Genomic DNA, 24,935 nt, shown 5'->3' with positions numbered 1-24,935 from the left:
AGACTTGCAGCCTTAAGTCCCCTTAGGGAGTTCCCGACATGCTCGCCGTGATCCTCGCCGCCGCTGTAGCCGCCCAACCTGCGCTCCCCCGAACGGATGTCCCCAGGCTCGGCTTCTTTGCGGGCGTTGTGCACCAGTGCACGCCCGGCACCCAGAGGGACGCCTTCGACGCCCGGGTCCGCGGCATGGCGGGAGAGGTCCAGCGCCAGCTTGGCCCTGACGCGGCCTTCGACTTTGCCGCCGCCTTCGGCCACGGGATCGCTTCTGCGGCTGTCTCCACCTCGTCGGAGACGCCCCTCCTCGGCCAGGACTTCTGCGGCAACGCCCGCAGGACTTTCGAGGAAGGCGCCGCCCGGCTGGGCCCCGCCCCCCGCCGTCAGTAGGCGTAGCGCAGGAACATCAGGACGCTGAGCCAGCCGTCCGGCTTGTCCGGGAGGGCCCGCCTGACCGCATCGCCGGGCTGGGTGTAGGCGAGGTGGCCGTGCACGTAGATCTTCCGGGAAACGAACCACTTTGCGGTGACGTTCGCCTCGCGCCCGTAGTCGCGGCTGTTCAGGAAGGACAGGGCGGGGTTGCCGCCGATGTTGTTCGCTTCGGCGGCCCGGAAGGTCCAGAGCTGGGGTACGATCTCGACCCGAGGGTCGGGCTTCAGCCGGGCCTGGATCCGGTTGGCGATGACATTGCTGTCCTGCACCACCTTGAAGTGGTTGGCGCCCTGGACCCACTGTTCGCCGTTCCCGCCCGAGAACAGGGGGTCCCAACGCTCGAAGGCGGAGGTGGCCGGGTCATCCCCTGAGAAGTAGGAGTAGCGGTAGCTTACGGAGGGCGACCAGGTCGCCGCAGGCCAGCGGTAGCCGAGCTCGGCCCAGCCGGCCCTGGCCTTCATCGAGAAGTCAGCATTTTCCTGCAGGGCGATCTCCGCGCCGCCAAAGGGACCCTGCCGGGACTCCGCCGGCGCATAGGAGAACCGGGCGTCGTAGACCCGGAGGCCCTTGCGCACGCCTGCCAGCGTACCCGTTGGGCCGTAGTAGGCCGTCTTGCCGTCCCTGGCCTGGACATAGCTGACGCCGACCATCCAGTCGGGGGAGGGGCGGAACTCGGCGTTTATCCCGGCCAGCCGCGTTCCCGAGTCGAGTATCGGGAGTTCGTCGGGGTCGAGGTAGAAGGCCTCCAGGCGGAGGCGATTGTAGGCGACCTGGGCAAGCACGAGGTTATCGGCGGCCCAGCGGGCGTTCGCCTGAAGGGCGGCCCGGTCGTGTCCGTTGGCCGCCGTGTTGGCGATCAGGAAAGCGTTCGCCAGGGTGAACTTCTGGCGGCCGGCGGAGAGGTTGTAGACCAGCCGGTTCCCGGAGGCGTCCGTGGAGCCGCCGACGAGGCCGACATAGGCGTCCTCTAGGCCGGTGTGGGTACGGGTCTTGCTGCTGAACAGTTCATCACCGCTGGAGGCCGCGGTGATGCCGCTCAGGCCGCCATACAGGTAGACCTGCTTGGACAGGGGCGTGATCCCGTAGACCCCATAGTGGACATAGGCCTCCGCCCAGTCGCGGTAGCCTGCCCCCGAGGGCTGGCCCTGGACAAGCGGGTTACCCGCCAGCAGGGGCCCGGGCTGGCCGTACCAGGAGTTGTTGTTGGCGTAGTAGAGGCCGAGGGTGTCGAACTTGCCGACGATGTAGGTCCCGTTCCGGTCAAGCAGGAGGGAGCCGGCGTTGGGATCGCCTGCGAGGCGCCCTCGGCCTTCCCGTGTTGCGGCGGACTCGCCCAGGGTGACGCGCACCTCGACGTCCACGCCGCCCGCCGATCCCAGTTTCACGCCGTAATCAATGGCCCCCACCTCAGCGGTCCGGCGGGCGCGCGCCAGCTGCAGGTCGAAGGTCTCCTTGGAGAAGCGCGCCCCTGGGAACAGGGCCAGGGACCGGCGCACTGAGTCCGCGACCCGCTCGGCCACGGCCGCATCCGGACCGGGATTGACCACCACGACCCGGAGCGTCTCGATCGCCGACCCATTCAGGGGATCCGACACGCCCGCCGCCTGAGCGCGGGCTGCCTGCGGCGCAGCGGCGAGGGCCAGGAAGGCCAAAGCGACGGCGCCTGAACGCCCGATATTCCGGGATTTCGGGTGCGAAATCATCGGCTTGGGACCTTCTTGCTGCGACCCACCGGGCCTGTTCTCCCCCGGCGTCCGCGTTTCAACTTGAGGTAGCGGTAAGATGAAGGAATAGTCCCAAAAGATACAGTTGTGAGTTTCTGGCCAATCCCGGGAAGGGGAAATTGCAGATGGAACGCAGGGATATCCTGAAGGGCATAGCGATCGCCGGCGCCGCCGCGACCGCCGCGGCGACCGCCCCGCCCGCCGCCGCCCAGGTGGGGCCGAAGGGCGCCAAGGGCATCGGGGTCAAGGACATGACGCCGGTTGATCCGGAGTACGTCATCCCGGGTCGGTTCAAGGGCAAGACCCTGATCGTGACCGGCTGCGCCCGTGGCATGGGAGCCGCGGCGGCCATCCGCGCCGCCAAGGAAGGCGCCAACGTCGTCGGCGTCGACTGGATCAAGGACCAAGGTCAGGCCGTGGTCGACAAGATCAACGCCGCGGGCGGCAAGGCGGTTTTTGTCTACGGCGATGTCTCGGAGAGCTCGGTCTGTGACGCCATGGTGAAGGCGGCGGTCGACAAGTTCGGGGGCCTGGACCTGGCCCTTAACAACGCCGGCGTGATGGACGGGGTGTTCTCGGGCGACCCCGTAGACTACGCCCGCCAGAAGAAGCTGGTCTTCGCCCCCATCCACGAAGCCTCGGACGAGTATTTCGACAACGTAGTGCGGATCAACACCGCCGGGGTCTTCCGCAGCATGCGCTCCGAACTGCGCCAACTGCTGGCCCAGGGCCGCGGGGGCGCCATCGTCAATGTCGGCTCCATCGCCGGCTTGACGGGCCTGTCGGGTAACCCGGCCTATGTGGCCAGCAAGCACGCCGTCACCGGCCTGACCCGTAACGCCGCCATCGACTATGCGCCCTACGGGATCCGGGTGAACTCGGTGAACATGGCGGCCACTGACACCCCGATGGTCGAGCGCGCCGGCATCCTGGTGGCCGCCTCGATGAAGGACCAGAAGGGTCCGACCATGGGCCGGCTGAAGATCGACAGCCTGCTCTCATACACGGACTCCAACAAGCGGCCGGCCACGGTGGGCGAACAGGTCTCCATGATGCTGTTCCTCCTCTCGCCGGAGGCGTCCAACTTCACCGGCGGCGTTTACGCCACCGACGGCGGCTGGACGGCCTACTAGCCAGAGGTCCAACGGCGATGATCGACCCCGCGGACGCCATCCGCGCCCGCCGGCGGCTGACCAACCGGTTCATCGCCGGCCGGGAGGCTGCGCGGCTGGGTCCGGTCTTCCTGCCTACGGCGGTGGTGATCGCCGGAGACGGTTCGGTCATCACCGGCCGCGAGGCCATCCTCTCCGCCTTCACCAGCCAGTTCGCCGACCCGGGCTTCGGCGGCTATGTCCGGACGCCGGAGCGCATCGAGGTCGACGCCGCGGGCGCGCGCGCCGCGGAGCACGGCCGCTGGACGGCGGGCTGGAAGGACGCCCCGGCCCAGTCCGGTGCCTACCTTGCGGTCTGGCGTCGCGTTACGGGACAGTGGATGATCGAGTCCGAGACCTTCGTGACCCTGTCCTGACGCGCCCTTTCCGGAGCCCCAATGCGCCTGCCGACCGCCATCTTCGCCGCCTTCCTCTTCCTGGCCGGACCCACCATCGCCGCCCCGTCCGCCGCGGAGCTCCAGGCTGGGCTCGCCGGCGACTGGAAGGGCGCCCTGGGTTACCGGAACTACCAGGACGACAAGCTGATGGAGCTTCCGGTGCAGACCCGGATCACCGCTATGGGCGATGGCGTCACGGTCCTGAGGACCTCGGTCTTCGACGATGGTCCCTCTGCGGGCGCCGTGAGGATCACGACCGCCAGCCTCTTCGACCCGGCCGCCGGCGCGGTCACCTCGGCCAGCCTGCGCAAGGGCCGGCCTGCAGAAGTCTTCACGGAGACTGTGACGGTTCCGGACTATCGCGACCCGACCCACTGGACGATTGTCTACCAGCGAACCGGCGTGGACGGGGACGCCGAGGCCCGCATCCGCATCACCGAGACCCGCGACGGCGCCACCCTTCTTTCGGTGAAGGAGGTCCGTCCCCTGTCTCCCCCGGATGCGCCCTGGGCGTTCCGCAACCAGACCCGACTGGTCCGGGTTGGCGGCTGAGGAGGAGCCTGATGACCGCGACCCTCTATGGCATCAAGGCCTGTGACACGGTGGCCAAGGCCCGCGCCTGGCTGGCCGCCCACGGCCGCGACTACGTTTTCCACGACTACAAGGCCTCGGGGATTGACGCCGGGCGCCTCTCGGCCTGGGTGGACGAGTTCGGCTGGGAGCGGGTCCTGAACCGCGCCGGGACCACCTTCCGCAAGCTGCCCGAGGCGGACCGGACCGGCCTCGACGCCGGCCGCGCCATCGCCCTGATGCTGGCCCAGCCCTCCATGATCAAGCGGCCCCTGCTGGACCTCGGCGACCGGCGGGTCCTCGGCTTCCGGCCAGAGCTCTATGCGGCGGCGTTCGGCGGTGTCGAACCCTCTGCCTGAGCAGGCCCCTTGTGCCCGAGGATCCGCCGAACCCTGTTGGCCCTCTCCTCACCCAGGGCATCCTCCACGTCCCGCACAAGGGTCTCCGAGGTGTAGGGAACGAAAAGCGCCGTCTTGCCCCTCAGCAAGAAGAATACGATCCCCCAGAGATTGATCGCAACGCAGATCAAGGCGACCTGGGGTCGGATGAAGGGCAGGAACATCGCGAACATGGCGATCTGGATCCAGAACTCCGGCTTCAGGACGATGCCCAGGACGCCCATCCTGCCGGGCAGCTTCATTGACCACACCCCCGACATCAGGACGGCCAGGCTGAGGAAGAGGGTCTCGATCTCGAAGCGGCTGACCCTCTGCTCCAGAAGGCCGTTGAGGGCGATCCAGCCCAGGATCAGGCAGATCGCCGCATGCAGCTTGTGCGCGGTCTTGGCGGTCATCCGGAGATAGCCGTTGGGCCGCCCGTCCCGGATCGTCCAGGCAGGGTGTCGTTCGAAGTAGTCGTCGAAGAGTCCGAAGAGGCCGAGGCCCAGGTAGACGATCACCTCGACCCAGAGGATTGCCGAAAGGGCCGGCGTCAGCGGCAGGAAGTCGGTGGGCCCGAGCACGGTGTTTCTCCCCGCCTTGCGTCGTCCTGGGATCCCGCACGGGACAGGGGCTCCCACCAGGACCGGTTCAGATCAGGCTAGGACCGGCAGTGACGCCTCACAACGCAATTGTCCTTGAAAGATAGCGCACCGTCTTGGCGCCTCCCGGTAGGGTGGCGGCGCCCACCTCTGCGAAGCCCAGCCTTGCGTGGAAGGCGTCGGAGGCGGGGTTGGGCGGGTCCGAGTTCACCTCGCAGACAATCCGCGTGTGGCCGGCGGCCTGGGCGGCTGTGAAGAGGTCTGCATACAGGGCCCCGGCAAGGCCCCGGCCCCGAGCCTCCGGCGCGACCACCACACGGTCGATGTAGACGAAGCGCTCGAAGCGGCTTCGCATCCAGCGGAAGTTCGGATTGTCGTAGTCCGCGTCCTGGTCGAGGGCGATGAGGAAGGCGTCCGCCTCGCCCGCCTGGCGCGCATGGAATGCCAAGCCGGCCAGCCGGGCGAACGCCGCTCCCGTCAGGAAGGACAGTTCCACGGCGTGGGCGTTGTTCAGGTCCAGCAGGGCCGCTGACGGCGCCAGCGGCGACAGTCCGGTCAGACCAGCGCCCCGTGGCAGTGCTTGAACTTCTTTCCCGAGCCGCAGGGGCACGCCTGGTTCCGGCCGGTCGCCTGCCAGCCCTCGGGCAGGGCCGAGAAGGGCAGGGCCTGCCTCTGCTCCACCGACAGGCCGTCCGGCAGGACGCCCATCTGGGCGGCGTTCTCGCCGGTCAGGGGGTCGAGGTGGACCTCCTGGAAGGCGAAGGGCGGGGGTTCCGGCTCGGCGAACTGGAACTCCACCGTCAAGTGCCAGCGGGTGACATTGTGGCGCAGGTCCACCAGCAGCTTCTCGAAGAGGGAGAAGGCCTCGGTCTTGTACTCGTTCAGCGGGTCCCGCTGGCCGTAGCCGCGCAGGCCGATCACGTTGCGCAGGTGGTCGAGGTGAGTCAGGTGCTCGCGCCACTGCATGTCGATGGTCTGGAGAAGGAAGCTCTTCTCGATCATCCGCATCTGGGCGGGACTGATCGCCGCTTCCCGCGCCTCGACCCGGGCTTGGGCCGCAGCGAGCAGGCGCTCCTCGATCTCCTCATTGGCGATGCCTTCCTCGGCCGCCCACTCGGCCACGGGCGCGTCCAGGCCGAGGACCGAGCGGGTCTGCTCCTCCAGGCCCTCGATGTCCCACTGCTCGGCATAGGCCTTGGGCGGCAGGTGCTTGCGGACGATGTCGGAGATGGTGTCACGCCGCATTTCGGCAACGACGTCGGCGAGGTCCTCCTCGCCCATGAACTCGGCCCGCTGCTCGAAGACAGCCTTGCGCTGGTCGTTGACCACGTCGTCGTACTTCAGGAGGTTCTTGCGGATCTCGTAGTTGCGCTGCTCCACCCGCTTCTGGGCGGTGGCGATGGCGTTGTTCAGCCACTTGTGGGTGATGGCCTCGCCGTCCTGGACGCCGAAGGTGCGCATGATGGCGTCCAGCCGCTCGCCGGCGAAGATGCGCAGCAGGTCGTCCTCGCAGGACAGGAAGAACTTGGACCGACCCGGGTCGCCCTGGCGGCCGGTCCGGCCGCGCAGCTGGTTGTCGATCCGCCGGCTCTCGTGGCGCTCCGTACCCAGGACGAACAGGCCGCCAGCGGCCAGGGCCTGGGCCTTGAGGTCCGCGATCTCCGTCTCCAGCTCGGCCTTGCGGGCGATGACCTGTTCGGGCGTGACCTCGATTCCCAGTCCGCGCTGCTCGTCCTGCCAGCGCAGGACCCGCATGTCGATGTTGCCGCCAAGCTGGATGTCGGTGCCCCGGCCAGCCATGTTGGTGGCGATGGTCACCGCGCCGGGGATGCCGGCATCGGCGACGATCATCGCCTCCTGCTCATGGTAACGGGCGTTCAGGACGTTGTGGGGGATGCCCTTGCGCGCCTGGCCATCGACCTCGAAGGCGTGGGCGTTCAGGATGGCCGAGAGGGCTTCGGACTTCTCGATGGAGACCGTGCCCACCAGGATGGGCTGGCCGCGGACATAGCAGTCCTCGACCTGCTTCAGGATGGCCCGGTTCTTCTCGGCTTCGGTCCGGTAGACCTCATCGTCGTCGTCGATCCGGGCGACGGGCCGATTGGTCGGGATCTCCATCACGTCCATCTTGTAGATGTCCGCGAACTCCTGGGCCTCGGTGGCCGCGGTCCCGGTCATGCCCGACAGCTTCCGGTAGAGGCGGAAGTAGTTCTGGATGGTCACCGAGGCCAGGGTCTGGTTCTCGGGCTGGACGTGGGCGCCTTCCTTGGCCTCGATGGCCTGGTGAAGGCCCTCGGACAGGCGCCGGCCCTGCATCATCCGGCCGGTGAACTCGTCGATCAGGATCACCTCGCCGCCCCGGACGATGTAATCCTTCTCGCGGGTGTAGAGCACGTTGGCCTTCAGGGCCTGGTTGACGTGGTGGACCACCGAGACGTTGGCCCCGTCGTAGAGGCCCGTCGTGTCCTCCTCCAGGTGCCCGCCGGCCCTCAGCATTTCCTCGACGATCTCGGCGCCGTCCTCGGTCAGGATGACCTGCCGCTGCTTTTCGTCGTGGTCGAAGGTCGAGCGATCCTTGATCAGCTCCTTCACCAGGGCGTCCACCGTCCGGTAGAACTCGGACCGGTCGTCGGTCGGCCCCGAGATGATGAGGGGGGTGCGGGCCTCGTCGATCAGGATGGAATCCACCTCGTCGACGATGACGAAGTTGTGGCCCCGCTGGACCATCTCCTCGGTGTCGTAGACGAGGTTGTCCCGCAGGTAGTCGAAGCCGAACTCGTTGTTGGTGCCGTAGGTGATGTCGGCGGCGTAGGCGGCCTTGCGCTGGCCCTGGCTCAGGCCGTGGACGATCACGCCCACCGACAGGCCGAGGAACCGGTAGACCTGGCCCATCCAGTCGCCATGCAGCTGGGCCAGGTAGTCGTTCACGGTGATGACGTGGACGCCGTCGCCGGGCAGGGCGTTGAGATAGACGGGCGCCGTCGCCACGAGGGTCTTGCCCTCGCCGGTCCGCATCTCGGCGATGCCGCCCTGGTGCAGGACCATGCCGCCGACCAGCTGGACGTCGAAGTGGCGCTGGCCAAGGACCCGCCGCGAGGCCTCGCGGACCACGGCGAAGGCCTCCTCAAGGATCTGGTCCAGGGTCTCGCCCCGGCCCAGGCGCTCGCGGAACTCTGAAGTCTTGGCGCGGAGGGCCTCGTCGCTGAGAGCCTGGATCGCAGGTTCCAGGCTCTTGATCTTGGCCACCTTGGCCTGAAGGGCCTTGACCTTGCGGTCGTTTGACGAGCCGAAGAGACGCTTGAAGATGCTCACGGGATGGGTCCGGACCTGTGCGGGGTGAGGGGGCGGCGCTTCGAGCGGCCGGCCTGGCGCCCGGAAAACCCGCTTCCCCCGGGGTGGGGGTGACTTAAGCAGGCCCCCCCTGACTGTCAACGCAGGCCGCCGCCGGGGTCTGATCCGCCCCCAAGCTTTGCAGGGCGCGCGGGAAGGTCTAGGGACAGTTCCCGGTTCGCTCCCGCAAGGATGTCCGACGGCATGTCGCTGGTCGTTGCCCGATTCCGCCCTCCTGGGCCCCTTCTCGCGGTGCTCGCCGCCGCTTCCCTGGCGCTGGCCGGCTGCCAGGGCCGTGAGCGCTCGGAAACCCCGCCAGAGGCCGGGGATGTCGTGGTGGCGCGGGTCGATGGCGTTCCCGTCTGGACCTCGGACGTCAAGCGTGAGGCCGTCGCCCAGGGTCTGATCGGCGAAGGTGAGCCCCTGGACCCCGCCTCGGAACCCTTCCGGCGCACGACCGATGAGGTCATCGACCGGCGCCTGCTGGCGGCCGAGGCCGCGCGCCGCAAGCTCGACAAGGACCCGGCGGTCCAGCGCCGCCTCGCCGCGGCCCGGGAGCGCATCCTGGCCGACCTCGTGGTGGACGCCACCGTCACCGGGGCGATCAGCGAGCAGGCCATCCGCACGCTCTACCAGGAACAGGTCCGGCTCTCCCGGGCGAGCGAGGAGATCCGCGCCCGCCAGATCCTGGTCGCCACCCAGGCCGAGGCCGAGGCGATCCGCAAGCTGCTGGCCTCGGGCGGCTCCTTCGAGGCCCTTGCCATGGAGCGGTCTCTGGATGCGGCGACCCGATTCAACGGGGGCGACCTGGGCTATTTCACCGTCGATATCATGCCGGACTCCTACGAGGCCGCGCTCAAGCCGGCAAAGGCGGGGCAGACCATCGGTCCCTTCCAGGTCGAGGGGGGCTGGGCCCTGGTCAAGGTCGAGGACCGGCGCCCGGAGCAGCCCATCACCCTGGAGGCGGCGCGTCCCCAGATCGTCCGCTTCCTGACCTACGACCAGGTCCGGGACCTGCTGGAAAAGCTGCGCGGGCAGGCCAAGGTCCAGACCTTCCTGAAGACCACGCCTGACGTGCCCGGCCAGCCCCGTGAACCCGCCACGGGGCCGCCCGCACCGCAAGACGAGCCCGAAGGCAAGACGGAGGGGACCAAGCCATGAGCCGCAAGCCGACCTCGCCCGGGTCCGGGCCCTCGCGCCGCAAGCCTGCGACCAAGCCGGTGGAGGCCGTGGGCCAGACGATCGAGCGCGCCCTGGATCCCCTGGCCTCGGCCCTGAAGCGCGCCGCCCTGCGGCGGGCCGACCGCCAGTCGCGGGCCTTCGACGAGCCGGCGGACGCGCCCGCAGCCCCCGCCAAGGGCGCCCTGCCGGTTTCGCCCCTGGCCGTTCCCTTCCCGCGCATCCCGCCCATCGACGGCGTGGAGATCGCCACCGGCCGGGCCGGGTTCTACAAGCACGAGCGCGAGGACCTCCTGGTCATGCGCTTCGCCGAGGGCACAAGCGTCGCCGGGGTCTTCACCCGGCACGGCGTCGGCTCCGCGCCGGTCGACTGGTGCCGGCGGGCCCTGGCCCAGTCCCAGGGCGAGGACGCCCGGGCCCTGGTGGTCAATGCCGGCTGCGCCAACGCCTTCACGGGCAAGCCCGGGGCCGACGCCGCCCGCCGGGTCGCCTCGGCGGTGGCCAAGCGGTTCGACTGCCGCCAGCGCGACGTCATGCTGGCCTCGACGGGGGTCATCGGCGTGTTGCTCGACGATGCGAAGATCACCCAGCGCCTGCCCGAGGCCGAGGCCGCCCTGTCGGCCGACGCCTGGGCCGGCGCGGCCCGGGCGATCATGACGACGGACACTTTTCCCAAAGGCGCCTTCGCCGAGGCCGAGATCGACGGAAAAACGGTTCGCATCGCCGGTATCTGCAAGGGCTCGGGCATGATCGCGCCCGACATGGCCACCATGCTGGCCTTCGTCGCCACCGACGCCGACATCGCGCCCAAGGCCCTGCAGAACCTGGCCAGCCTCTACACGCGCTCGACCTTCAACTGCGTGACTGTGGACGGCGACCGCTCGACGAACGACACCCTCCTGCTCTTCGCCACCGGCCAGTCCGAAGCCCCGCGCATCAGCCGCGCCGGCGACCGGCGCCTTGCGGACTTCCGGGAAAAGCTCGAGGCGGTCCTGCTGGACCTGGCCCTTCAGCTGGTGCGGGACGGGGAGGGGGCGACCAAGTTCGTGCGGATCAACGTCTCGGGCGCGGAAAGCCCCGCCTCGGCGCGCAAGATCGCCCGGACCATCGCCGAGAGTCCCCTGGTGAAGACCGCCTTCGCGGGCGAGGACGCCAACTGGGGCCGGATCGTCATGGCGGTCGGCCGGGCGGACGAGCCTATCGACCGGACTCGCCTCAAGGTCCAGTTCGGACCCCTGGTCGCCGCCCAGGACGGCCTCATCTCGCCGACCTACGACGAGGCGAAGATGAGCGCCTACATGAAGAAGGATGAGCTTGAGGTCAGCGTCGATGTCGGCGTTGGCCGCGGCTCGGCCAGCATCTGGACCTGCGATTTGACCAAACAGTATGTCGCCATCAACGGGGATTACCGGAGCTAGGTCCTGCGACGTCGCTGACCCCCTCACCCGGCTTCGCCGGGAGCTCCCCCTTGGGGGAGCAATAGGCTCAGTCATTCCTCCCCCAAGGGGGAGGTGGACCGCGAATGCGGGCCGGAGGGGGTCTACGGAGACGGGAATTGACCCCCTCAGTCGGCTTCGCCGACAGCTCCCCCTTGGGGGAGCAATTGGGCGCTCTAATTCCTCCCCCCAGGGGGAGGTGGACCGCGAATGCGGGCCGGAGGGGGTCAGCCGGGGGTCGGGCCGTCCTAGTCCACCGGGCTCCACTTCGCCCCGGCGCTCTCGCGCTTCGGACCGCGGAACGCGGACTGGTCGATGGGGCGGGTGGAGGCGAAGTCCCCGGGCTTGCCGCCCGCGGGCTTGGCCGACGACGGGCGGTTCCTCTGCTTGCGCAGGCCGCCGGGCAGGTCGGAGCGACCTTCGGGACGGGACGAGCCGTCCGCCGCCCGGGCGCCGCCGCCATTGCGGGGCGAGCCGCCCTTGCGGTGGCCGCCCTGGCCCTGCCGGCCCTTGGGCGCCGAGGGTTCCTTGGCGCCGTCGGGCAGGTGGGCGCTCATCACCGACAGGCCCGCATCCCGCCGGCGATCCTCGTTCGGGATCGTCTGGCGAGTGACCTTCTGGATGTCCTTGAGGAGGTTGCGCTCGTCATCGGCGCAGAAGGCCACGGCGGTGCCGTCCGCCCCGGCCCGGGCCGTCCGGCCGATCCGGTGGACGTAGGACTCCGGCACATTGGGCAGCTCGTACTGGACGACATGGCTGACCGCGTCGATGTCGATCCCCCGGGCGGCGATGTCGGTGGCCACCAGGGCGCGGACCTCGCCGGCCTTGAAGGCCGCCAGGGCGCGCTCGCGCTGGCCCTGGCTCTTGTCGCCGTGGATGGCCGCCGCCTCGACCCCGGATTGCTCCAGGGCGCGGGCCACGCGGTCGGCGCCGCGCTTGGTCCGGGTGAAGACGATCACCCGGCGGAAGTCCTTGGCCTCGAACAACTCGGCCAGCAGGGCGCGCTTGCGGTCCTGCTCTACGAAGATGACCTTTTGCCGGACCTTCTCGACTGTCGTGGCCTGGGGGGTGACCGAGACCTTGACGGGGTTGGGGTTCAGGAGTTCGCCGGCCAGCTGGCCGATCTCGGTGGGCATGGTCGCCGAGAAGAAGAGGTTCTGGCGGGCCTTGGGCAGGTATTTCACGATCCTGCGGATCGGGACGATGAAGCCCATGTCCAGCATCTGGTCGGCCTCGTCCAGGACGAAGGTCTCGACCCCCTGCAGGGTCACGGTCTTCTCGCCCAGGTGGTCGATCAGGCGGCCGGGAGTGGCCACCAGGACGTCGACGCCGGGCGCCATGGCGCGCATCTGGCCGCCATACTTCACGCCGCCGAAGATCACGGTCACGGAGACGCCGAGATGCCGGCCATAGGCCTTGAAGCTCTCGCCGATCTGGGTGGCCAGTTCGCGGGTGGGGGACAGGACCAGGACGCGGCAGCCGCGCCGGGGGGCCGGTCGGCGGTCGGCGGCTAGGCGGTGAAGGATGGGCAGGGCGAAGGCGGCGGTCTTGCCGGTGCCGGTCTGGGCGATGCCCAGGATGTCGCGGCCCTCGAGGACGGGGGGAATGGCCTGGGCCTGGATGGGCGTCGGCGTGGAATAGCCCTCGTCGGAAAGGGCCTTGAGGAGGCCGCGATCGAGGCCGAGGTCGGAAAACTGGGTCAAGTGAAGGTGTCTTTCGGTGCGCGGAATCGGGCGGCCCGTCTCTGGGGCGCCGTTCGGCGTGTCTTGTGGGGATGCCCCCGCGTGGCGGGGCGATCTGCGATGTCGCTTCAAGGCGCTCGACAGGCGAGTTGCCGGGGCAACCCTCACGCGACTGGAACGCCGATGTCGCCCCGGAGGAGCCGGTGCGCAGGGGGGAAGTGGCCTTCCGGGCCCCGGAAGTCAAGGCCGGCTTGCCAACCCGGCCCGCCGGGGCGATCAAGACGTCATGTCCGAAACCCAACGCCTGCTGCTCGTGGCCGCCGCCGCCCTGATCGATGTCGATGGCCGCGTCCTCATCTGCCAGCGCCCGGAGGGCAAGGCCCTGGCGGGCCTCTGGGAGTTTCCCGGGGGCAAGGTGGAGGCGGGCGAATCGCCCGAGGCCTGCCTGATCCGCGAACTGTCCGAAGAGCTGGGCATCGAAGTCACCGAAGCCTGCCTCGCCCCCTTCGTCTTCGCCAGCCACGCCTATGAGGATTTCCACCTGCTCATGCCGCTCTACCTGGTGCGCCGATGGAGCGGGGTTGTGACGGCGAAGGAGCACGCGGGCCTGGCCTGGGTGAAGCCGAACCGGCTGGGCGATTATCCCATGCCGCCGGCGGATGCGCCCCTGGTGGCCTGGCTCCGGGACCTGGTCTGAGCCTGTGGCGGGGCTGGTCGACGCCCTGGCTGATCTCGTCCTGTCCCGCTCCGACCGGCCAGGCTGGGTGCTGGGCCTCTCCGGGGCGCAGGGTTCTGGCAAGTCGACACTGACGGCGAAACTCGCCTCGATCCTGGAGGCGGAGGGCCGGTCCTGCGCCGTCCTGTCCCTGGACGACGTCTATCTTGGTCCGGAGGCCAGGGCGGACCTGGCCCGCCGGGTCCACCCTCTCTTCGCCGTGCGCGGGCCGCCGGGCACGCATGACCCAGCCCTGGCCCTGTCCGTCCTGGAGGCCCTCGGCCGTCCCGGGCCCGTCCGCCTGCCGCGCTTCGACAAGGGACGCGACGCCCCCGTCCCGGAGGCCGGTCGGCCGGTCTTTGAGGGGCCCGCCGACGTCGTGATCCTGGAAGGCTGGTGCCTGGGCGCCCGGCCCGATCCCTCGGCGGCGGCCTCTGCGCCCATCAACGCCCTCGAACGCGAGCACGACGCGGACGGGACCTGGCGCGGGGCGGTGGAGGCGGCGCTGGCGGGACGATATGCGGATCTCTTCAAGGCCCCGGACCTGACGGTCTTCCTTCGCGCGCCGGACTTTCCGACCGTCCGCCGCTGGCGGGGGGAGCAGGAGGCCGATCTGGCCCGAGCCATCGCGGCCGGCCGGCCCGGCCGGGCCATGGACGCGGCTGAACTGGACGATTTCCTGGCCCGCTACGAGCGGATCACGCGGCGGCTGATCGCCGACCCGCCGGGCGACATCGTGGTCGACCTCGCCCCCGACCGGACGCCGGGCCCGCTTCAGCGCCGCTGAGGCCGGGTCCCGGGGACGCTGTGCTCCTCCCCGCCCAGGGCCTCGGCCAGCCGCATCTTGGCCGAACCCGGGCGCAGGGGCTTCTGCTGGATCTCCGAGGGCGACCAGCCGGTCAGGGTCAGGATCTCGAAGGTGGCGGCGATCCGCCCGTCCGGGCCGGCGAAGTCCCTCTGGTAGATCTCGAAGGCCCGGGCCAGGACCTTGCGGGTCAGGGGGCGCGGGTGCCGCTCAGCCAGGACCGAGGTCTCCCCCATCCGCCGCAGGTCCGCCATCAGCTTCAGGGGATGGTCGTAGCGCACGGTCACCCGGTCGACGTCGGCCACGGGCAGGGCGAAGCCGGCCCTCTGCAGGAGGCCCGCCGCGTCCGAGGGGTCGGCGAAGGGCGAGACCCGGGGCCCGGCTCCGCCCGTCAGCTCCAGCTCGGCGGCGGTCAGGGCCTGGCGCAGCTCGGTCAGGGTCGCCCCGCCGAACAGGGCCCCGATGAAGAGGCCGTCAGGCTTGAGCGCCAGCCGGGCCTGCACGAGGGCGCCCACCACGTCGTTGGCCCAGTGCAGGGACAGGCTGGAGACGATGAGGTCCAGGCTGGCAGGGGCGAAGGGCAGGCGCTCCTCGTCTGCGACGGCGCGCATCCCCGCCCGTCCCGCCAGCATGGCCCCGGACAGGTCCGCCTCGACCAGCAGGCCCACCCGGGGGGCCGCATCGCTGGCCGCCAGGGCTTCGGCGAAGGCGCCGTTGCGGGCCCCGAGGTCGACGGCGCGGGGGAAGTCGCGCATGATGGCTTCCAGGCGCATCACGATGTCGCCTGCGGCGCGGCGTTTCAGGAAGTCGGCCCCGGCGTATCCCGGGGCGGCCCGGTCCAGCCGCCGGCGCAGGAGATCGCGGTCGAAGATTCGCGGGGGCGAGGCGGAGGGCGGCATGGGCCGCGACAATGAACCTTTCGGCCGGGCCTGGGAACCCGCCGGGCCCCTCGCCCGGATGGGCCGGGCCGCGCTGGACGTCATCTATCCCCACAGGTCCCTGGATGATGACCGACCGGTCCAGACCCCCGGGCTCTCCGCCGAGGCCTGGAGCCGCATCACCTTCCTGGACGATCCGGCCTGTGACGGCTGCGGTACGCCCTTCGAGTTCAGCCTGGGACCCGGCGCCCGCTGCGCGGCCTGCCTGGCCAAGCCCCGGGCCTTCGACCGCGCTCGCGCCGCCTGTCTCTACGACGACGCCTCCCGGGGCCTGGTCCTCCAGCTCAAGTACGCCGACCGGACGGACCTCTCACGCCTGTTCGCCGCCTGGATCTCGCGCTCGTCCCGGGACCTGCTGGCGGAGGCGGACGCCGTCGCCCCCGTGCCCCTGCATCCCTCGCGCCTGTTCCGGCGGCGCTACAACCAGGCGGCAGAGATCGCCCGGCCCCTGGCCCGCCTCTGGTCGCGGGCCTACCTGGCCGACGCCCTGGTCCGCCGGCGGGACACCGGCGCGCAGGCGGGACGCTCAGGAACCGGCCGGCGGCGGAACGTGGCCGCGGCCTTCCGGGTCCCTGACAGTCGCCGTCGCCAGGTGGAAGGACGGCGCATCCTCCTCATCGACGACGTCATGACCACCGGCGCGACCCTCGAGGCCTGCGCCCGGGCCCTGAAGGCCGCCGGCGCGGCGGGGGTGGACGCCGCCGTCATCGCCAGGGTTAAAGACCCGGCAAGCCTCACCATATAGACTTCACCCTGAGAGCCTAGGGAGACGCGCATGGCCGCCGTGACCATCTACACCAAGCCCTTTTGCCCCTACTGCGTCCGGGCCCTGGGCCTCCTGGAGCGCAAGGGCGCGGAGGTGACCGAGATCGAGGCGGCCTTCGATCCGGCCCGGCGTGAGGAAATGCTGAAGAAATCAGGAGGGGCGGCCACCTATCCGCAGATTTTCATCGGCGGCCAGCACGTCGGCGGCTGTGATGACCTGCATGACCTGGAGGCGCAGGGTCGCCTCGACGCCCTGCTGGCGGGCTGAGGCGCGTGCGCGTCGCCCTGGTCCAGACCCGGACGCCGGCGACCCAGGTCGCCGCCCTGGATCACGTCCTGCCCCTGGTTCGCCAGGCGGCGGAGGCCGGCGCGGAGCTGATACTCACTCCCGAAGGAACCAACATCCTGCAGAAGGACCGAAACCTCCTGAACGCGGCCCTGACGACGGTGGACGCCGATCCGGTGGTCTGCGGCCTGCGAGGCTTCGCCCGGGAGCGGGGCGTTCACGTCCTGGTCGGCTCGGCCCTGGTCGACGCCGGCGGCGAGAAGGCGGCCAACCGCAGCCTGCTCGTCGGCCCCGACGGCGAGGTCTCGGCCTGGTACGACAAGCTGCACATGTTCGATGTCGACCTGCCCAATGGCGAGACGGCGCGCGAGAGCGCCGCCTACGCCCCCGGCGACCGCGCGGTCACGGCGCGGGCCGGAGAGGCCCGGCTGGGCCTGTCGATCTGCTACGACATGCGGTTCCCCGCCCTCTATCGGGCCCTGGCCCTGGCCGGGGCGGAGGTGATGACTGTGCCCGCCGCCTTCACCCGGCCGACGGGCGAGGCGCACTGGGAGATCCTTCTCCGTTCCCGGGCCATCGAGACCGGCAGCTTCGTCCTGGCCGCGGCCCAGGGCGGCTTCCACGAAGACCGGCGCGGGACCTGGGGACGGAGCCTTGCGGTCGGGCCCTGGGGCGAGGTGCTGGGCGTCCTCGACCATGATGAGCCCGGCGTCTTGGTGGTGGACCTTGACCTTACGGCCGCCGCCCGCGCCCGGCGCGCCATCCCGGCCCTGGCCAACGCCCGCGCCTTCTCCGGCCCGGAGTCCCTGGCGTGATCCGCTACGCCCTGGCCTGCGCCGCCGGCCATGACTTCGAGGGCTGGTTCGGAAGCTCTGTCGATTTCGACGACCAGTCCGCCCGCGGTCTTGTCTCCTGCCCGATGTGCGGCTCCGCTGAGGTGCGCAAGCAGATCATGGCCCCCTCCGTGGTCACCTCGAAGGGCAGGGCCAAGCGGGCGCCGGGCCCCTCGCGCGAGGTGATGATGGAGATGGCCAGCCGGGTCCGCCGGCACGTCGAGGACAACTTCGACTATGTGGGCGACACCTTCGCCCGCGAGGCCCGGGCCATCCATGAGGGCCGGTCTGAGGAACGCGGGATCTACGGCGAGGCCACGCCCGAGGAGGCCCGCGCCCTCGTCGAGGACGGGGTTCCCGTCGCGCCCCTGCCGCAGGTCCCGCCGGACCGACAGGACCTCAACTGATCCAGCCTCAGGGCGCCAGGTAGGCGATGGGCGCCGTTGGCTTCAGGGACTTGTTGATCAGGCCGACCAGGGAATAGCTGTCCTTGCCCTCGAGGGCCACGCTTCGCACCCCTGCCCTGGGCGAGAAGTCGAGGGACTTGAGGTCCAGGGCCACCACGTAGGGGCTGAGAGCGGACTCGAAGTAGTAGACCCCGCGGGTGTGGTCGATGACTGTCCGCCAGTAGGTGGGGGCGATGTTCGGATGGTCGGGGTCCGGGGCGCCCCAGGGCACCGAAACATTGCGCATCACCGAGAAGACCCCGGCCACCTGCTTTCGGGTGTCAGTCTCGCTCGTGCCCAGGCGCTTAAGGTAGTAGCTGGCCCGCACGAAGCGGTCCTCGGACTGGTGCGAGCCGGGCAGGACCTTTGAGCCGTCCATCCGGCTCCAGTAGTCGTTCAGGGTCAGCTGGCGATCGAAGGTCGGGCTGTTGGTCATGACCTGGTAGGCCCGGTTGTGGTGGATGACCGGCTTGCCCTTGATGTACTCGATCACCGCGGAGTCCCCGGTCGCGTCGCTGATCGACAGGTGGACGGTGGGGTGTCCCGCGCCGCCCGGGCCGAAGTTCGACGGGACGATGTAGATCGGGTCCGACTTCAGGGCCTCGACCACCTCCGAGACCGTCGCGTAGTTCGACAGGACGTACTGCACCCAGGCGCCCATGGAGATCCGCGGCTTGGCCGAGCCGGGCGCGGGGCCGAAGTCGGCTTCGGCGAGGTAGAGCAGGTTGGCGCCGAGTCCCTTCTCGTTGACGCCGTCGAAGGCCCCGTCGATCGGACCGCCGGGGGTCATGGAGCCCGCCGCCACCACGGTCCCGTACTTGCTGGCCCAGGTCAGTCCGCCCTTGATCCCCTCGTTCTGGAACCCCCGCGGAATGACGTAGAAATGGGTGTTGAAGTCATAGGGCCAGTCCATGGACCGGCCGGTGATCACCGAGCCGTCGTCCCCCAGCCAGGTTGCCCGGGAACAGGCCTCCGCCACCGGGGCCAGGGCGAGGGACATGGCGGACGCCAGGGCGAGTGCAGCGGTTTTCATTTTCAGCCTCCCAACTGAAAGAAAGCAAAAACTTTATGCCTCTCCCTCCCGGGGTTGAAAAGCCCCTTCAAGCCATAGGCGCCGGGGGGCGCGGGGGTCTAGGATGGCCGCCTTACAAGGAGGCCACATGTTCCGTTCCCTGCTGATCGCCGGCGTCGCCCTGATGGCCGCCGCGCCCGCCCTCGCCGCGCCGCCCGCCCCGGCGGGGCTGAGACCGGACCAGGTCGCCTTCCGCGAGCTCTACCGGGAGCTGATCGAGACCAACACAACCCTGTCCTCCGGCAGTTGCACCCTGGCCGCCGAGAAACTGGCCGTGCGCCTGAAGGCGGCCGGCTACACGGACCGGGAGATGGAGATCGTGGTTCCGCCGGAGCAGCCCAAGCAGGGCGCCCTGGTCGCCACCCTTGCGGGGACGAACCCCAAGCTGAAGCCCATCCTGCTGCTGGCCCACATCGACGTGGTCGAGGCGAACCGGGCGGACTGGGAGCGCGATCCCTTCACCCTGGTGGAGGAGAACGGCTACTTCTATGCGCGGGGCGCCAGCGACGACAAGGCGATGGCCGCCGCCTTCGCCGACAACATGATCCGCTACAAGCGCGAGGGCCTGAAGCCGAAGCGCAGCCTCCGCCTGGCCCTGACCTGCGGCGAGGAGACGCCGGATCATTTCAACGGGGTGGAGTGGATGATCGCCAACCGGCCCCAGCTTCTGGATGCCGAGTTCGCCCTGAACGAGGGCGCAGGCGGCCAGATCGACGCCAATGGCAAAAAGGTCTTCCTGGGCATCCAGGCCGGCGAGAAGGTCTATCAGGACTTCACCCTTCGGATCACCAACCCGGGCGGCCACTCCTCGCGTCCCGTCAAGGACAACGCCATCGTCCGCCTGTCCCAGGGCCTGGCCCGGATCGGCGCCCATGACTTCCCGATCGCCCTGAACGAGGCCACCCGCAACCACTACGCCCGGATGGCCGAGATCGAGGGCGGCGAGACCGGCGCGGCCATGAAGGCCCTGGCGGCGAATCCCTCGGACGTCGCCGCCGCCGCCTACCTGGCGCGTTCGCCGGGTCGCAATTCCATGATGCGGACCACCTGCGTGCCCACCCAGGTCAAGGCGGGCCATGCGCCGAACGCCCTGCCCCAGAGGGCCGAGGCCAACGTCAACTGCCGCATCCTGCCCGGCGAGAAGGTCGAGGATGTCCGCCAGACCCTGGCCTCCGTCATCAACGATCCCGGGATCTCCGTGGAAACGGTCGGCAAGCCCAGCCCGGTCTCGCCCCCGCCCCCGCTGAACGCCCGCATCATGGGCCCCGCGACCAAGGTGGCTGCGGCCATGTGGCCCGGCGTGCCGATCGTGCCGGCCATGGCGACCGGGGCCACGGACGGCCGCTTCCTGCTGGCGGCGGGAACCCCGACCTACGGCCTCTCGGGCATGTTCAGTCCGCCCGGCGACAGCGGCGCCCATGGCCTGAACGAGCGTATCGGCGTCCAGGCGCTGTATGAGGGCCGGGACTACCTCTACGAGGTCGTCAAGCTCTACGCGCGGAACTGATCCGCGCGTCCTCGCGGGGCGGTCAGGACTTGTGTTGCGCAAGGGCAACACTACATCCCGGGACGGCGGTTGCGCTTGATCAAGGCGACCGTCCTCCATCCGCCTTACGAGGGGACACATGAACATCGAACAGTACTCCGACCGCGCCAAACAGGCGGTCCAGTCGGCCCAGAGTCTCGCCCTGGCCCGCCGTCACCAGCAATTCGCGCCTGAGCACCTGCTCAAGATCCTGCTTGAGGAGAAGGACGGGCTCTCCCGCGCCCTGATCCAGAGCGCCGGCGGACGGCCGGACGCCGTCGACCAGGCGGTGGACGCCCTCCTGACAAAGCGCCCGCGCGTCGAGGGCGGGTCCGGCCAGATCTACCTGGCCCCTGAATCCGCCAGCGTCTTCGCCGCGGCCGAGGCCGGCGCCAAGGCCGCGGGCGACGCCTTCGTCACCACCGAGCGCCTCCTGATCGCCATCGCCAAGGAAGGCGGGGAGGCCGCCCGCGCCCTGCGCGACGCCGGCGCGACCGAGGCCGCCCTGGAGGCCGCCGCCAAGGCCCTGCGCAAGGGCAAGACCGCCGACAGCGCCTCTGCGGAGGAGGGATACGACGCCCTGAACCGCTATGCCCGCGACCTGACCCAGGCCGCCCGGGACGGAAAGGTCGACCCGGTCATTGGCCGGGACGAGGAGATCCGCCGCACCATCCAGGTCCTGTCGCGCCGGACCAAGAATAACCCCGTCCTGATTGGCGAGCCCGGTGTCGGCAAGACGGCCATTGTCGAGGGCCTGGCCCAGCGCATCGTCAACGGCGACGTGCCCGAGAGTCTGAAGGACAAGAAGCTGCTGGCCCTCGACATGGGCGCCCTGATCGCCGGGGCGAAGTATCGCGGCGAGTTCGAGGAGCGCCTCAAGGCGGTGCTGAACGAGGTCACCGCCGCCGAGGGCTCGGTCATCCTGTTCATCGACGAGATGCACACCCTGGTCGGCGCCGGGAAGACCGAGGGCGCCATGGACGCCTCCAACCTGCTCAAGCCGGCCCTGGCCCGGGGCGAACTGCACTGCGTGGGCGCCACGACCCTGGATGAGTACCGCAAGCACGTGGAGAAGGACGCCGCCCTGGCGCGGCGCTTCCAGCCCGTCTTTGTCTCCGAGCCGACGGTGGAGGACACGGTCTCCATCCTGCGCGGCCTGAAGGAGAAGTACGAGGTGCACCACGGGGTGCGGATCACCGACAGCGCCATCGTGGCCGCCGCCACCCTGTCCAACCGCTACATCACCGACCGCTTCCTGCCCGACAAGGCCATCGACCTGGTCGACGAGGCCGGCAGCCGGGTGCGCATGGCCGTGGACTCCAAGCCCGAGGAACTCGACGAGATCGATCGCCGGGTCGTCCAGCTGAAGATCGAGCGCGAGGCCCTGACCAAGGAAAGCGACGAGGCCTCCCGCCAGCGTCTCGAGAAGCTGGAGGACGAGCTCGACGACCTCGAGGGCCAGTCCGCCGAGATGACCGCCCGCTGGAAGGCCGAGAAGGAGAAGGTCTCGTCCGCCGCCCAGGTGCGCGAGGCCCTCGACCGGCTGCGCGCCGAACTGGTCGCCGCCCAGCGCCGGGGCGACCTGCAGCGGGCCTCCGAGATCGCCTACGGCGAGATCCCGCCCCTGGAGAAGCAGCTCGCCGCGGCCGAGCAGAAGGCCGCCGGCGACGCCGTCAGCCCCGAGGTGGTGGACGCCGCCCAGATCGCCGCGGTCGTCTCCCGCTGGACGGGCGTGCCCGTCGACAGGATGCTGGAGGGTGAGCGCGAGAAACTGCTGCGCATGGAGGACTCCCTGCGCGGCCGGGTGGTCGGCCAGGAGGAGGCTCTGGAGGCTGTCTCTGACGCCGTTCGCCGGGCCCGCGCCGGACTGCAGGACCCCGCCCGGCCGATCGGCTCCTTCCTCTTCCTCGGCCCGACGGGCGTGGGCAAGACCGAGCTGACCAAGGCCCTGGCTGAGTTCCTGTTTGACGATGAGTCCGCCATCACCCGCCTCGACATGAGCGAGTACATGGAGAAGCACTCGGTCAGCCGCATGATCGGGGCGCCTCCCGGCTATGTCGGCTACGACGAGGGCGGGGCCCTGACGGAGGCGGTGCGCCGCCGGCCCTACCAGGTGGTGCTGTTCGACGAGGTCGAGAAGGCCCATCCGGACGTCTTCAACGTCCTCCTCCAGGTGTTGGACGACGGTCGCCTGACCGACGGCCAGGGCCGGACCGTGGACTTCCGCAACACCCTCCTGATCATGACCTCCAACCTCGGCTCGGAATTCCTGGCCGGCCAGAAGGAAGGCGAGGATGTCGAGGCGGTGCGGGGCGACGTCATGGGCGTGGTCCGCGGCCACTTCCGGCCCGAGTTCCTGAACCGGGTGGACGAGATCATCCTGTTCCGCAGGCTTGGCCGGGCGGAGATGGACAACATCGTCCGCATCCAGCTGAAGCGCCTTGAGAAGCTGTTGGCCGACCGGCGGATGACCTTGTCCCTGGACGACGCCGCCATGATCTGGCTGGCCGACAAGGGCTACGACCCGGTCTACGGCGCCCGGCCGCTCAAGCGGGTGATCCAGAAGGACCTCGTCGACCCCGTGGCGCGCAAGCTGCTGCAGGGCGACTTGGTGGATGGCTCGGTGATCGCCGTGACGACGGGCGCCGATGGCCTGGTGATCGGCCGGCCCCAGGTCCACTGACCCGGAGGCGGGGCGGGGCTCAGTCCTCGCCCCGCACCTTCCCCCGAAGGGACTTCACGCCGCCACGACGCACCTTGCCCTCCACACGCCGGACCTTCGAGGCCAGTGTGGGGCGGGTGCGCTTGCGCGGCGGCGGCGGCGGCTCGGCGGCCTTGCGGATGAGTTCCACCAAGCGCTGCAGGGCTTCGGCGCGGTTCCGCTCCTGGCTGCGGTGGGTCATGACGCTGAGCACCAGCACGCCGTCCTGGGTCAGCCGCCGGCCCGCAAGCTTCATCAGGCGGACGGCCACGTCATTGGGCAGGGACGGGGACCGGCGGACATCGAAGCGCAGCTCGACGGCGGTGGAGACCTTGTTGACGTTCTGGCCGCCTGGTCCCGCCGCGCGGATGAAGCGCTCGGTGATCTCGTCCTCGGAGATGAGGATTTCGGGGGTCACCTCGATCATGGCGGGCGCCAGGGCTCAGGCGGCGCGGCAGGCGGGGCAGAGCCCGCGGGCTTCGAGGGTGAGGCTGCGCACCGAGTAGCCGGCCGCCGCCGCCGCCGCGAACCCAGCGTCGAGGCCAGGCTCGAACTCCTGCGCCGCGCCACAACAGTCGCAGATCAGGAAGGCGGCGCGGTGGGCGTCGCCCCGCATCCGGCATGGCACATAGGCGTTCAGGCTTTCGATTCGGTGGGCGAAGCCCTGCTTCTCCAGGAAATCGAGGGCCCGGTAGACGGTGGGTGGCTTGGCCGGCGCGCCATCGCCGCCGAAGGTCGCGATCATGTCGTACGCCTTGAGCGGGGCGTCCGCCGAAAGCAGCAGTTCCAGGACCCGGCGGCGGGGCGCGGTCAGGCGCTCGCGCGCCGCGGTGCAGCGCACCTCAGCGTCGGCCAGGGCCTCTGCAAGCCCCCGTCCGGCCAGGCCCTGTCCGGGGCCGTCGTCGTGTCCGCAATCGTGCGCCATGGCCAAGGGCTAGCCCTGAAGCCGGGCGGGCGCAACTGCGCCGTGGTCAGCCTTCGCCGCCCGAACCGCCGCCCTGGCCCTCGTCACCCTCGAAACTGCGGGGCGCCCGACGACGGCGCGGGGGGCGCGCCTCCTCGGTATCCGCCTCGGCCCGCGGACGGCGGGGGCGCAGGAAGTCCGGCGCCTGGCTCTCGGCGCCATCCTCGCTGCGGAGGGTGGGCGAGGGCGGCCTGTCGTCGGCCGGGGCGGCAATGGCGCCGCCGCTGGGCTCGACCACGGCCATGGGGTCGCGCTCCGGACGGTCCTCGCGGTTCCGCTCCGGGCGGTCCTCACGGTCGCGCCAGCGGTCCCGGCGCCCGCCCTCGAAGCGCTCGCCCCGGGGCCTGTCGTCACGGGGCCTATCGTCACGGGGCCTGTCTTCCCTTGGACGCTCGTCACGCTGTCGCTCCTCGCGGGGCCGGTCGTCCCTTTGGCGGTCATCGCGGTCGCGGAAGCGTTCCCGGCGGTCGTCACGGTCGCGCCAGGTTCCCCGGTCGCGGGATTCGGTTTCGGCTTCGGCCGGTTCGGCTTCGGCGGCGCCCTCGCCGGGCTCTTCCTCGAAGTCGACGTCGAAGCCCGAATTGTATTGGTCGCGCCCGATGATCTCCGAGGCCGGCCGGGTGGGCTGCATGGCCCGGATCAGGCGGAAATAGTGCTCGGCGTGTTGCAGGAAGTTCTCGGCCAGGACCCGGTCGCCGGCGGAGGCGGCGTCGCGGGCCAGCTGCTGGTAGCGCTCGAAGACGGTCTGGGCGTTCCCGCGGACCTTGACCCCCTCGGGGCCGTTGGACTCCAGGGCCCGGTTCGCATTGTGCTGCTGAGGCTTGCCACCGGCGCTGCGATTGCGACCGCGCTGACGCTTCATGCCCTTGAAATCTCTCATGTCCTGCCGTTCCGCCGACCCGCCGCCATTGGGCGGGCTAGGGCTGTTCTTCTGGTCTGTCCGCAGGGCTCGTCCCGGCGTGGATCATCCGAAGTTGAAAAGGTTCCCGTCGTCCCACCCCGAGCCTGGCG

General features: G+C 70.1%; 25 protein-coding genes. 15 read left to right on the top strand and 10 right to left on the bottom strand.

From position 1 onward, the window contains the following. Window positions 1–38: 38 nt before the first annotated feature. Window positions 39–383 (top strand): hypothetical protein, encoded by a 345-nt coding sequence (locus tag HYN04_RS09690; RefSeq protein WP_110450571.1) that lies wholly within the window; start codon window positions 39–41, stop codon window positions 381–383. Here the strand turns inward: HYN04_RS09690 and HYN04_RS09685 are convergent. Then, the gene (locus HYN04_RS09685) at window positions 377–2,020 is read right to left on the bottom strand and encodes an alginate export family protein (protein WP_162599617.1); all 1,644 of its coding nucleotides are present in this window, start codon (window positions 2,018–2,020) and stop codon (window positions 377–379) included. The two genes, HYN04_RS09690 and HYN04_RS09685, sit on opposite strands and share 7 nt — an antisense overlap. Before the next feature lie 254 nt (window positions 2,021–2,274). On the opposite strand from HYN04_RS09685, the gene HYN04_RS09680 reads away from it, so the two are divergent. From HYN04_RS09680 to HYN04_RS09665, 4 genes are read left to right on the top strand one after another with little or no spacing between them, the layout of a single operon-like run. Beyond that, window positions 2,275–3,282 carry an SDR family NAD(P)-dependent oxidoreductase gene (locus tag HYN04_RS09680; RefSeq protein WP_110450569.1) on the top strand — a complete coding sequence of 336 codons (1,008 nt, stop codon included), beginning with the start codon at window positions 2,275–2,277 and terminating at the stop codon, window positions 3,280–3,282. A 17-nt stretch (window positions 3,283–3,299) separates the two neighbouring features. Beyond that, a complete protein-coding gene (locus HYN04_RS09675; protein ID WP_110450568.1) occupies window positions 3,300–3,677 on the top strand; it encodes a YybH family protein in 378 nt (125 codons plus the stop codon). A gap of 21 nt (window positions 3,678–3,698) precedes the next feature. Next, on the top strand, window positions 3,699–4,250 hold the full coding sequence (locus tag HYN04_RS09670) for a hypothetical protein (protein WP_110450567.1): 552 nt from the start codon (window positions 3,699–3,701) through the stop codon (window positions 4,248–4,250). 11 nt (window positions 4,251–4,261) lie between these two features. Then, complete coding sequence (locus HYN04_RS09665) at window positions 4,262–4,627, top strand: ArsC family reductase (protein ID WP_110450566.1); 366 nt, start codon at window positions 4,262–4,264, stop codon at window positions 4,625–4,627. Here HYN04_RS09665 and HYN04_RS09660 read toward each other — a convergent pair. The 3 genes from HYN04_RS09660 to secA form a co-directional block, all read right to left on the bottom strand. Beyond that, window positions 4,588–5,229, bottom strand: coding sequence for a hypothetical protein (locus HYN04_RS09660; protein ID WP_110450565.1), 642 nt, complete (start codon window positions 5,227–5,229; stop codon window positions 4,588–4,590). The genes HYN04_RS09665 and HYN04_RS09660 overlap by 40 nt on opposite strands. A 97-nt stretch (window positions 5,230–5,326) precedes the next feature. Continuing rightward, window positions 5,327–5,743 (bottom strand): GNAT family N-acetyltransferase, encoded by a 417-nt coding sequence (locus HYN04_RS09655; RefSeq protein ID WP_338418723.1) that lies wholly within the window; start codon window positions 5,741–5,743, stop codon window positions 5,327–5,329. 59 nt (window positions 5,744–5,802) lie between these two features. Then, window positions 5,803–8,559, bottom strand: a complete 2,757-nt coding sequence (gene secA, locus HYN04_RS09650) for a preprotein translocase subunit SecA (RefSeq protein WP_110450564.1) — start codon at window positions 8,557–8,559, stop codon at window positions 5,803–5,805. A 222-nt stretch (window positions 8,560–8,781) separates the two neighbouring features. Here secA and HYN04_RS09645 point away from each other — a divergent pair, with 222 nt between their 5' ends. Together HYN04_RS09645 and argJ are read left to right on the top strand one after the other, a co-directional pair. After that, window positions 8,782–9,738: a peptidyl-prolyl cis-trans isomerase gene (locus tag HYN04_RS09645; RefSeq protein WP_110451376.1), complete on the top strand. Its 957-nt coding sequence runs from the start codon at window positions 8,782–8,784 to the stop codon at window positions 9,736–9,738. Continuing rightward, window positions 9,735–11,174, top strand: a complete 1,440-nt coding sequence (gene argJ, locus HYN04_RS09640) for a bifunctional glutamate N-acetyltransferase/amino-acid acetyltransferase ArgJ (RefSeq protein ID WP_162599616.1) — start codon at window positions 9,735–9,737, stop codon at window positions 11,172–11,174. Before HYN04_RS09645 ends, argJ begins: the two co-directional genes overlap by 4 nt. Before the next feature lie 266 nt (window positions 11,175–11,440). On the opposite strand, the gene HYN04_RS09635 is transcribed toward argJ, so the two are convergent. Beyond that, entirely contained in the window at window positions 11,441–12,895 is a 1,455-nt protein-coding gene (locus HYN04_RS09635; RefSeq protein ID WP_110450563.1) for a DEAD/DEAH box helicase, read from the bottom strand. Between the two features lie 265 nt (window positions 12,896–13,160). On the opposite strand from HYN04_RS09635, the gene HYN04_RS09630 reads away from it, so the two are divergent. Further along, a complete protein-coding gene (locus HYN04_RS09630) occupies window positions 13,161–13,571 on the top strand; it encodes a (deoxy)nucleoside triphosphate pyrophosphohydrolase (protein ID WP_110450562.1) in 411 nt (136 codons plus the stop codon). Then, window positions 13,534–14,376, top strand: coding sequence for a kinase (locus HYN04_RS09625; RefSeq protein ID WP_199285944.1), 843 nt, complete (start codon window positions 13,534–13,536; stop codon window positions 14,374–14,376). Before HYN04_RS09630 ends, HYN04_RS09625 begins: the two co-directional genes overlap by 38 nt. On the opposite strand, the gene HYN04_RS09620 is transcribed toward HYN04_RS09625, so the two are convergent. Beyond that, on the bottom strand, window positions 14,364–15,293 hold the full coding sequence (locus tag HYN04_RS09620) for a methyltransferase domain-containing protein (RefSeq protein ID WP_110450561.1): 930 nt from the start codon (window positions 15,291–15,293) through the stop codon (window positions 14,364–14,366). The two genes, HYN04_RS09625 and HYN04_RS09620, sit on opposite strands and share 13 nt — an antisense overlap. Here HYN04_RS09620 and HYN04_RS09615 point away from each other — a divergent pair. Genes HYN04_RS09615 through HYN04_RS09600 form a run of 4 tightly spaced genes read left to right on the top strand, consistent with a single transcriptional unit; the run spans window position 15,292 to window position 17,623 of the window. Continuing rightward, complete coding sequence (locus HYN04_RS09615; RefSeq protein ID WP_110450560.1) at window positions 15,292–16,077, top strand: ComF family protein; 786 nt, start codon at window positions 15,292–15,294, stop codon at window positions 16,075–16,077. The two genes, HYN04_RS09620 and HYN04_RS09615, sit on opposite strands and share 2 nt — an antisense overlap. Before the next feature lie 30 nt (window positions 16,078–16,107). Next, a complete protein-coding gene (gene grxC / locus HYN04_RS09610; protein ID WP_110450559.1) occupies window positions 16,108–16,365 on the top strand; it encodes a glutaredoxin 3 in 258 nt (85 codons plus the stop codon). Between the two features lie 5 nt (window positions 16,366–16,370). Next, window positions 16,371–17,198 carry a carbon-nitrogen hydrolase family protein gene (locus HYN04_RS09605; protein WP_110450558.1) on the top strand — a complete coding sequence of 276 codons (828 nt, stop codon included), beginning with the start codon at window positions 16,371–16,373 and terminating at the stop codon, window positions 17,196–17,198. After that, window positions 17,195–17,623 (top strand): DUF1178 family protein, encoded by a 429-nt coding sequence (locus HYN04_RS09600; RefSeq protein WP_110450557.1) that lies wholly within the window; start codon window positions 17,195–17,197, stop codon window positions 17,621–17,623. Before HYN04_RS09605 ends, HYN04_RS09600 begins: the two co-directional genes overlap by 4 nt. A 7-nt stretch (window positions 17,624–17,630) precedes the next feature. On the opposite strand, the gene HYN04_RS09595 is transcribed toward HYN04_RS09600, so the two are convergent. Then, on the bottom strand, window positions 17,631–18,695 hold the full coding sequence (locus tag HYN04_RS09595; RefSeq protein ID WP_110450556.1) for a linear amide C-N hydrolase: 1,065 nt from the start codon (window positions 18,693–18,695) through the stop codon (window positions 17,631–17,633). Between the two features lie 127 nt (window positions 18,696–18,822). Here HYN04_RS09595 and HYN04_RS09590 point away from each other — a divergent pair, with 127 nt between their 5' ends. Then, window positions 18,823–20,241, top strand: coding sequence for a M20/M25/M40 family metallo-hydrolase (locus tag HYN04_RS09590; protein WP_110450555.1), 1,419 nt, complete (start codon window positions 18,823–18,825; stop codon window positions 20,239–20,241). 118 nt (window positions 20,242–20,359) lie between these two features. Continuing rightward, on the top strand, window positions 20,360–22,942 hold the full coding sequence (clpB, locus tag HYN04_RS09585; RefSeq protein ID WP_110450554.1) for an ATP-dependent chaperone ClpB: 2,583 nt from the start codon (window positions 20,360–20,362) through the stop codon (window positions 22,940–22,942). Window positions 22,943–22,961: 19 nt separating this feature from the next. On the opposite strand, the gene arfB is transcribed toward clpB, so the two are convergent. Genes arfB through HYN04_RS09570 form a run of 3 tightly spaced genes read right to left on the bottom strand, consistent with a single transcriptional unit; the run spans window position 22,962 to window position 24,804 of the window. Then, window positions 22,962–23,387 (bottom strand): alternative ribosome rescue aminoacyl-tRNA hydrolase ArfB, encoded by a 426-nt coding sequence (arfB, locus tag HYN04_RS09580; protein WP_110450553.1) that lies wholly within the window; start codon window positions 23,385–23,387, stop codon window positions 22,962–22,964. A 15-nt stretch (window positions 23,388–23,402) separates the two neighbouring features. After that, window positions 23,403–23,885 (bottom strand): Fur family transcriptional regulator, encoded by a 483-nt coding sequence (locus tag HYN04_RS09575; protein WP_110450552.1) that lies wholly within the window; start codon window positions 23,883–23,885, stop codon window positions 23,403–23,405. 46 nt (window positions 23,886–23,931) lie between these two features. Further along, a complete protein-coding gene (locus HYN04_RS09570; protein WP_110450551.1) occupies window positions 23,932–24,804 on the bottom strand; it encodes a DUF4167 domain-containing protein in 873 nt (290 codons plus the stop codon). Window positions 24,805–24,935 lie beyond the last annotated feature (131 nt).

It is taken from the genome of Phenylobacterium parvum (assembly GCF_003150835.1).
Lineage (GTDB): Bacteria > Pseudomonadota > Alphaproteobacteria > Caulobacterales > Caulobacteraceae > Phenylobacterium > Phenylobacterium parvum.
This window is presented reverse-complemented; position numbering and strand designations above follow the sequence as displayed.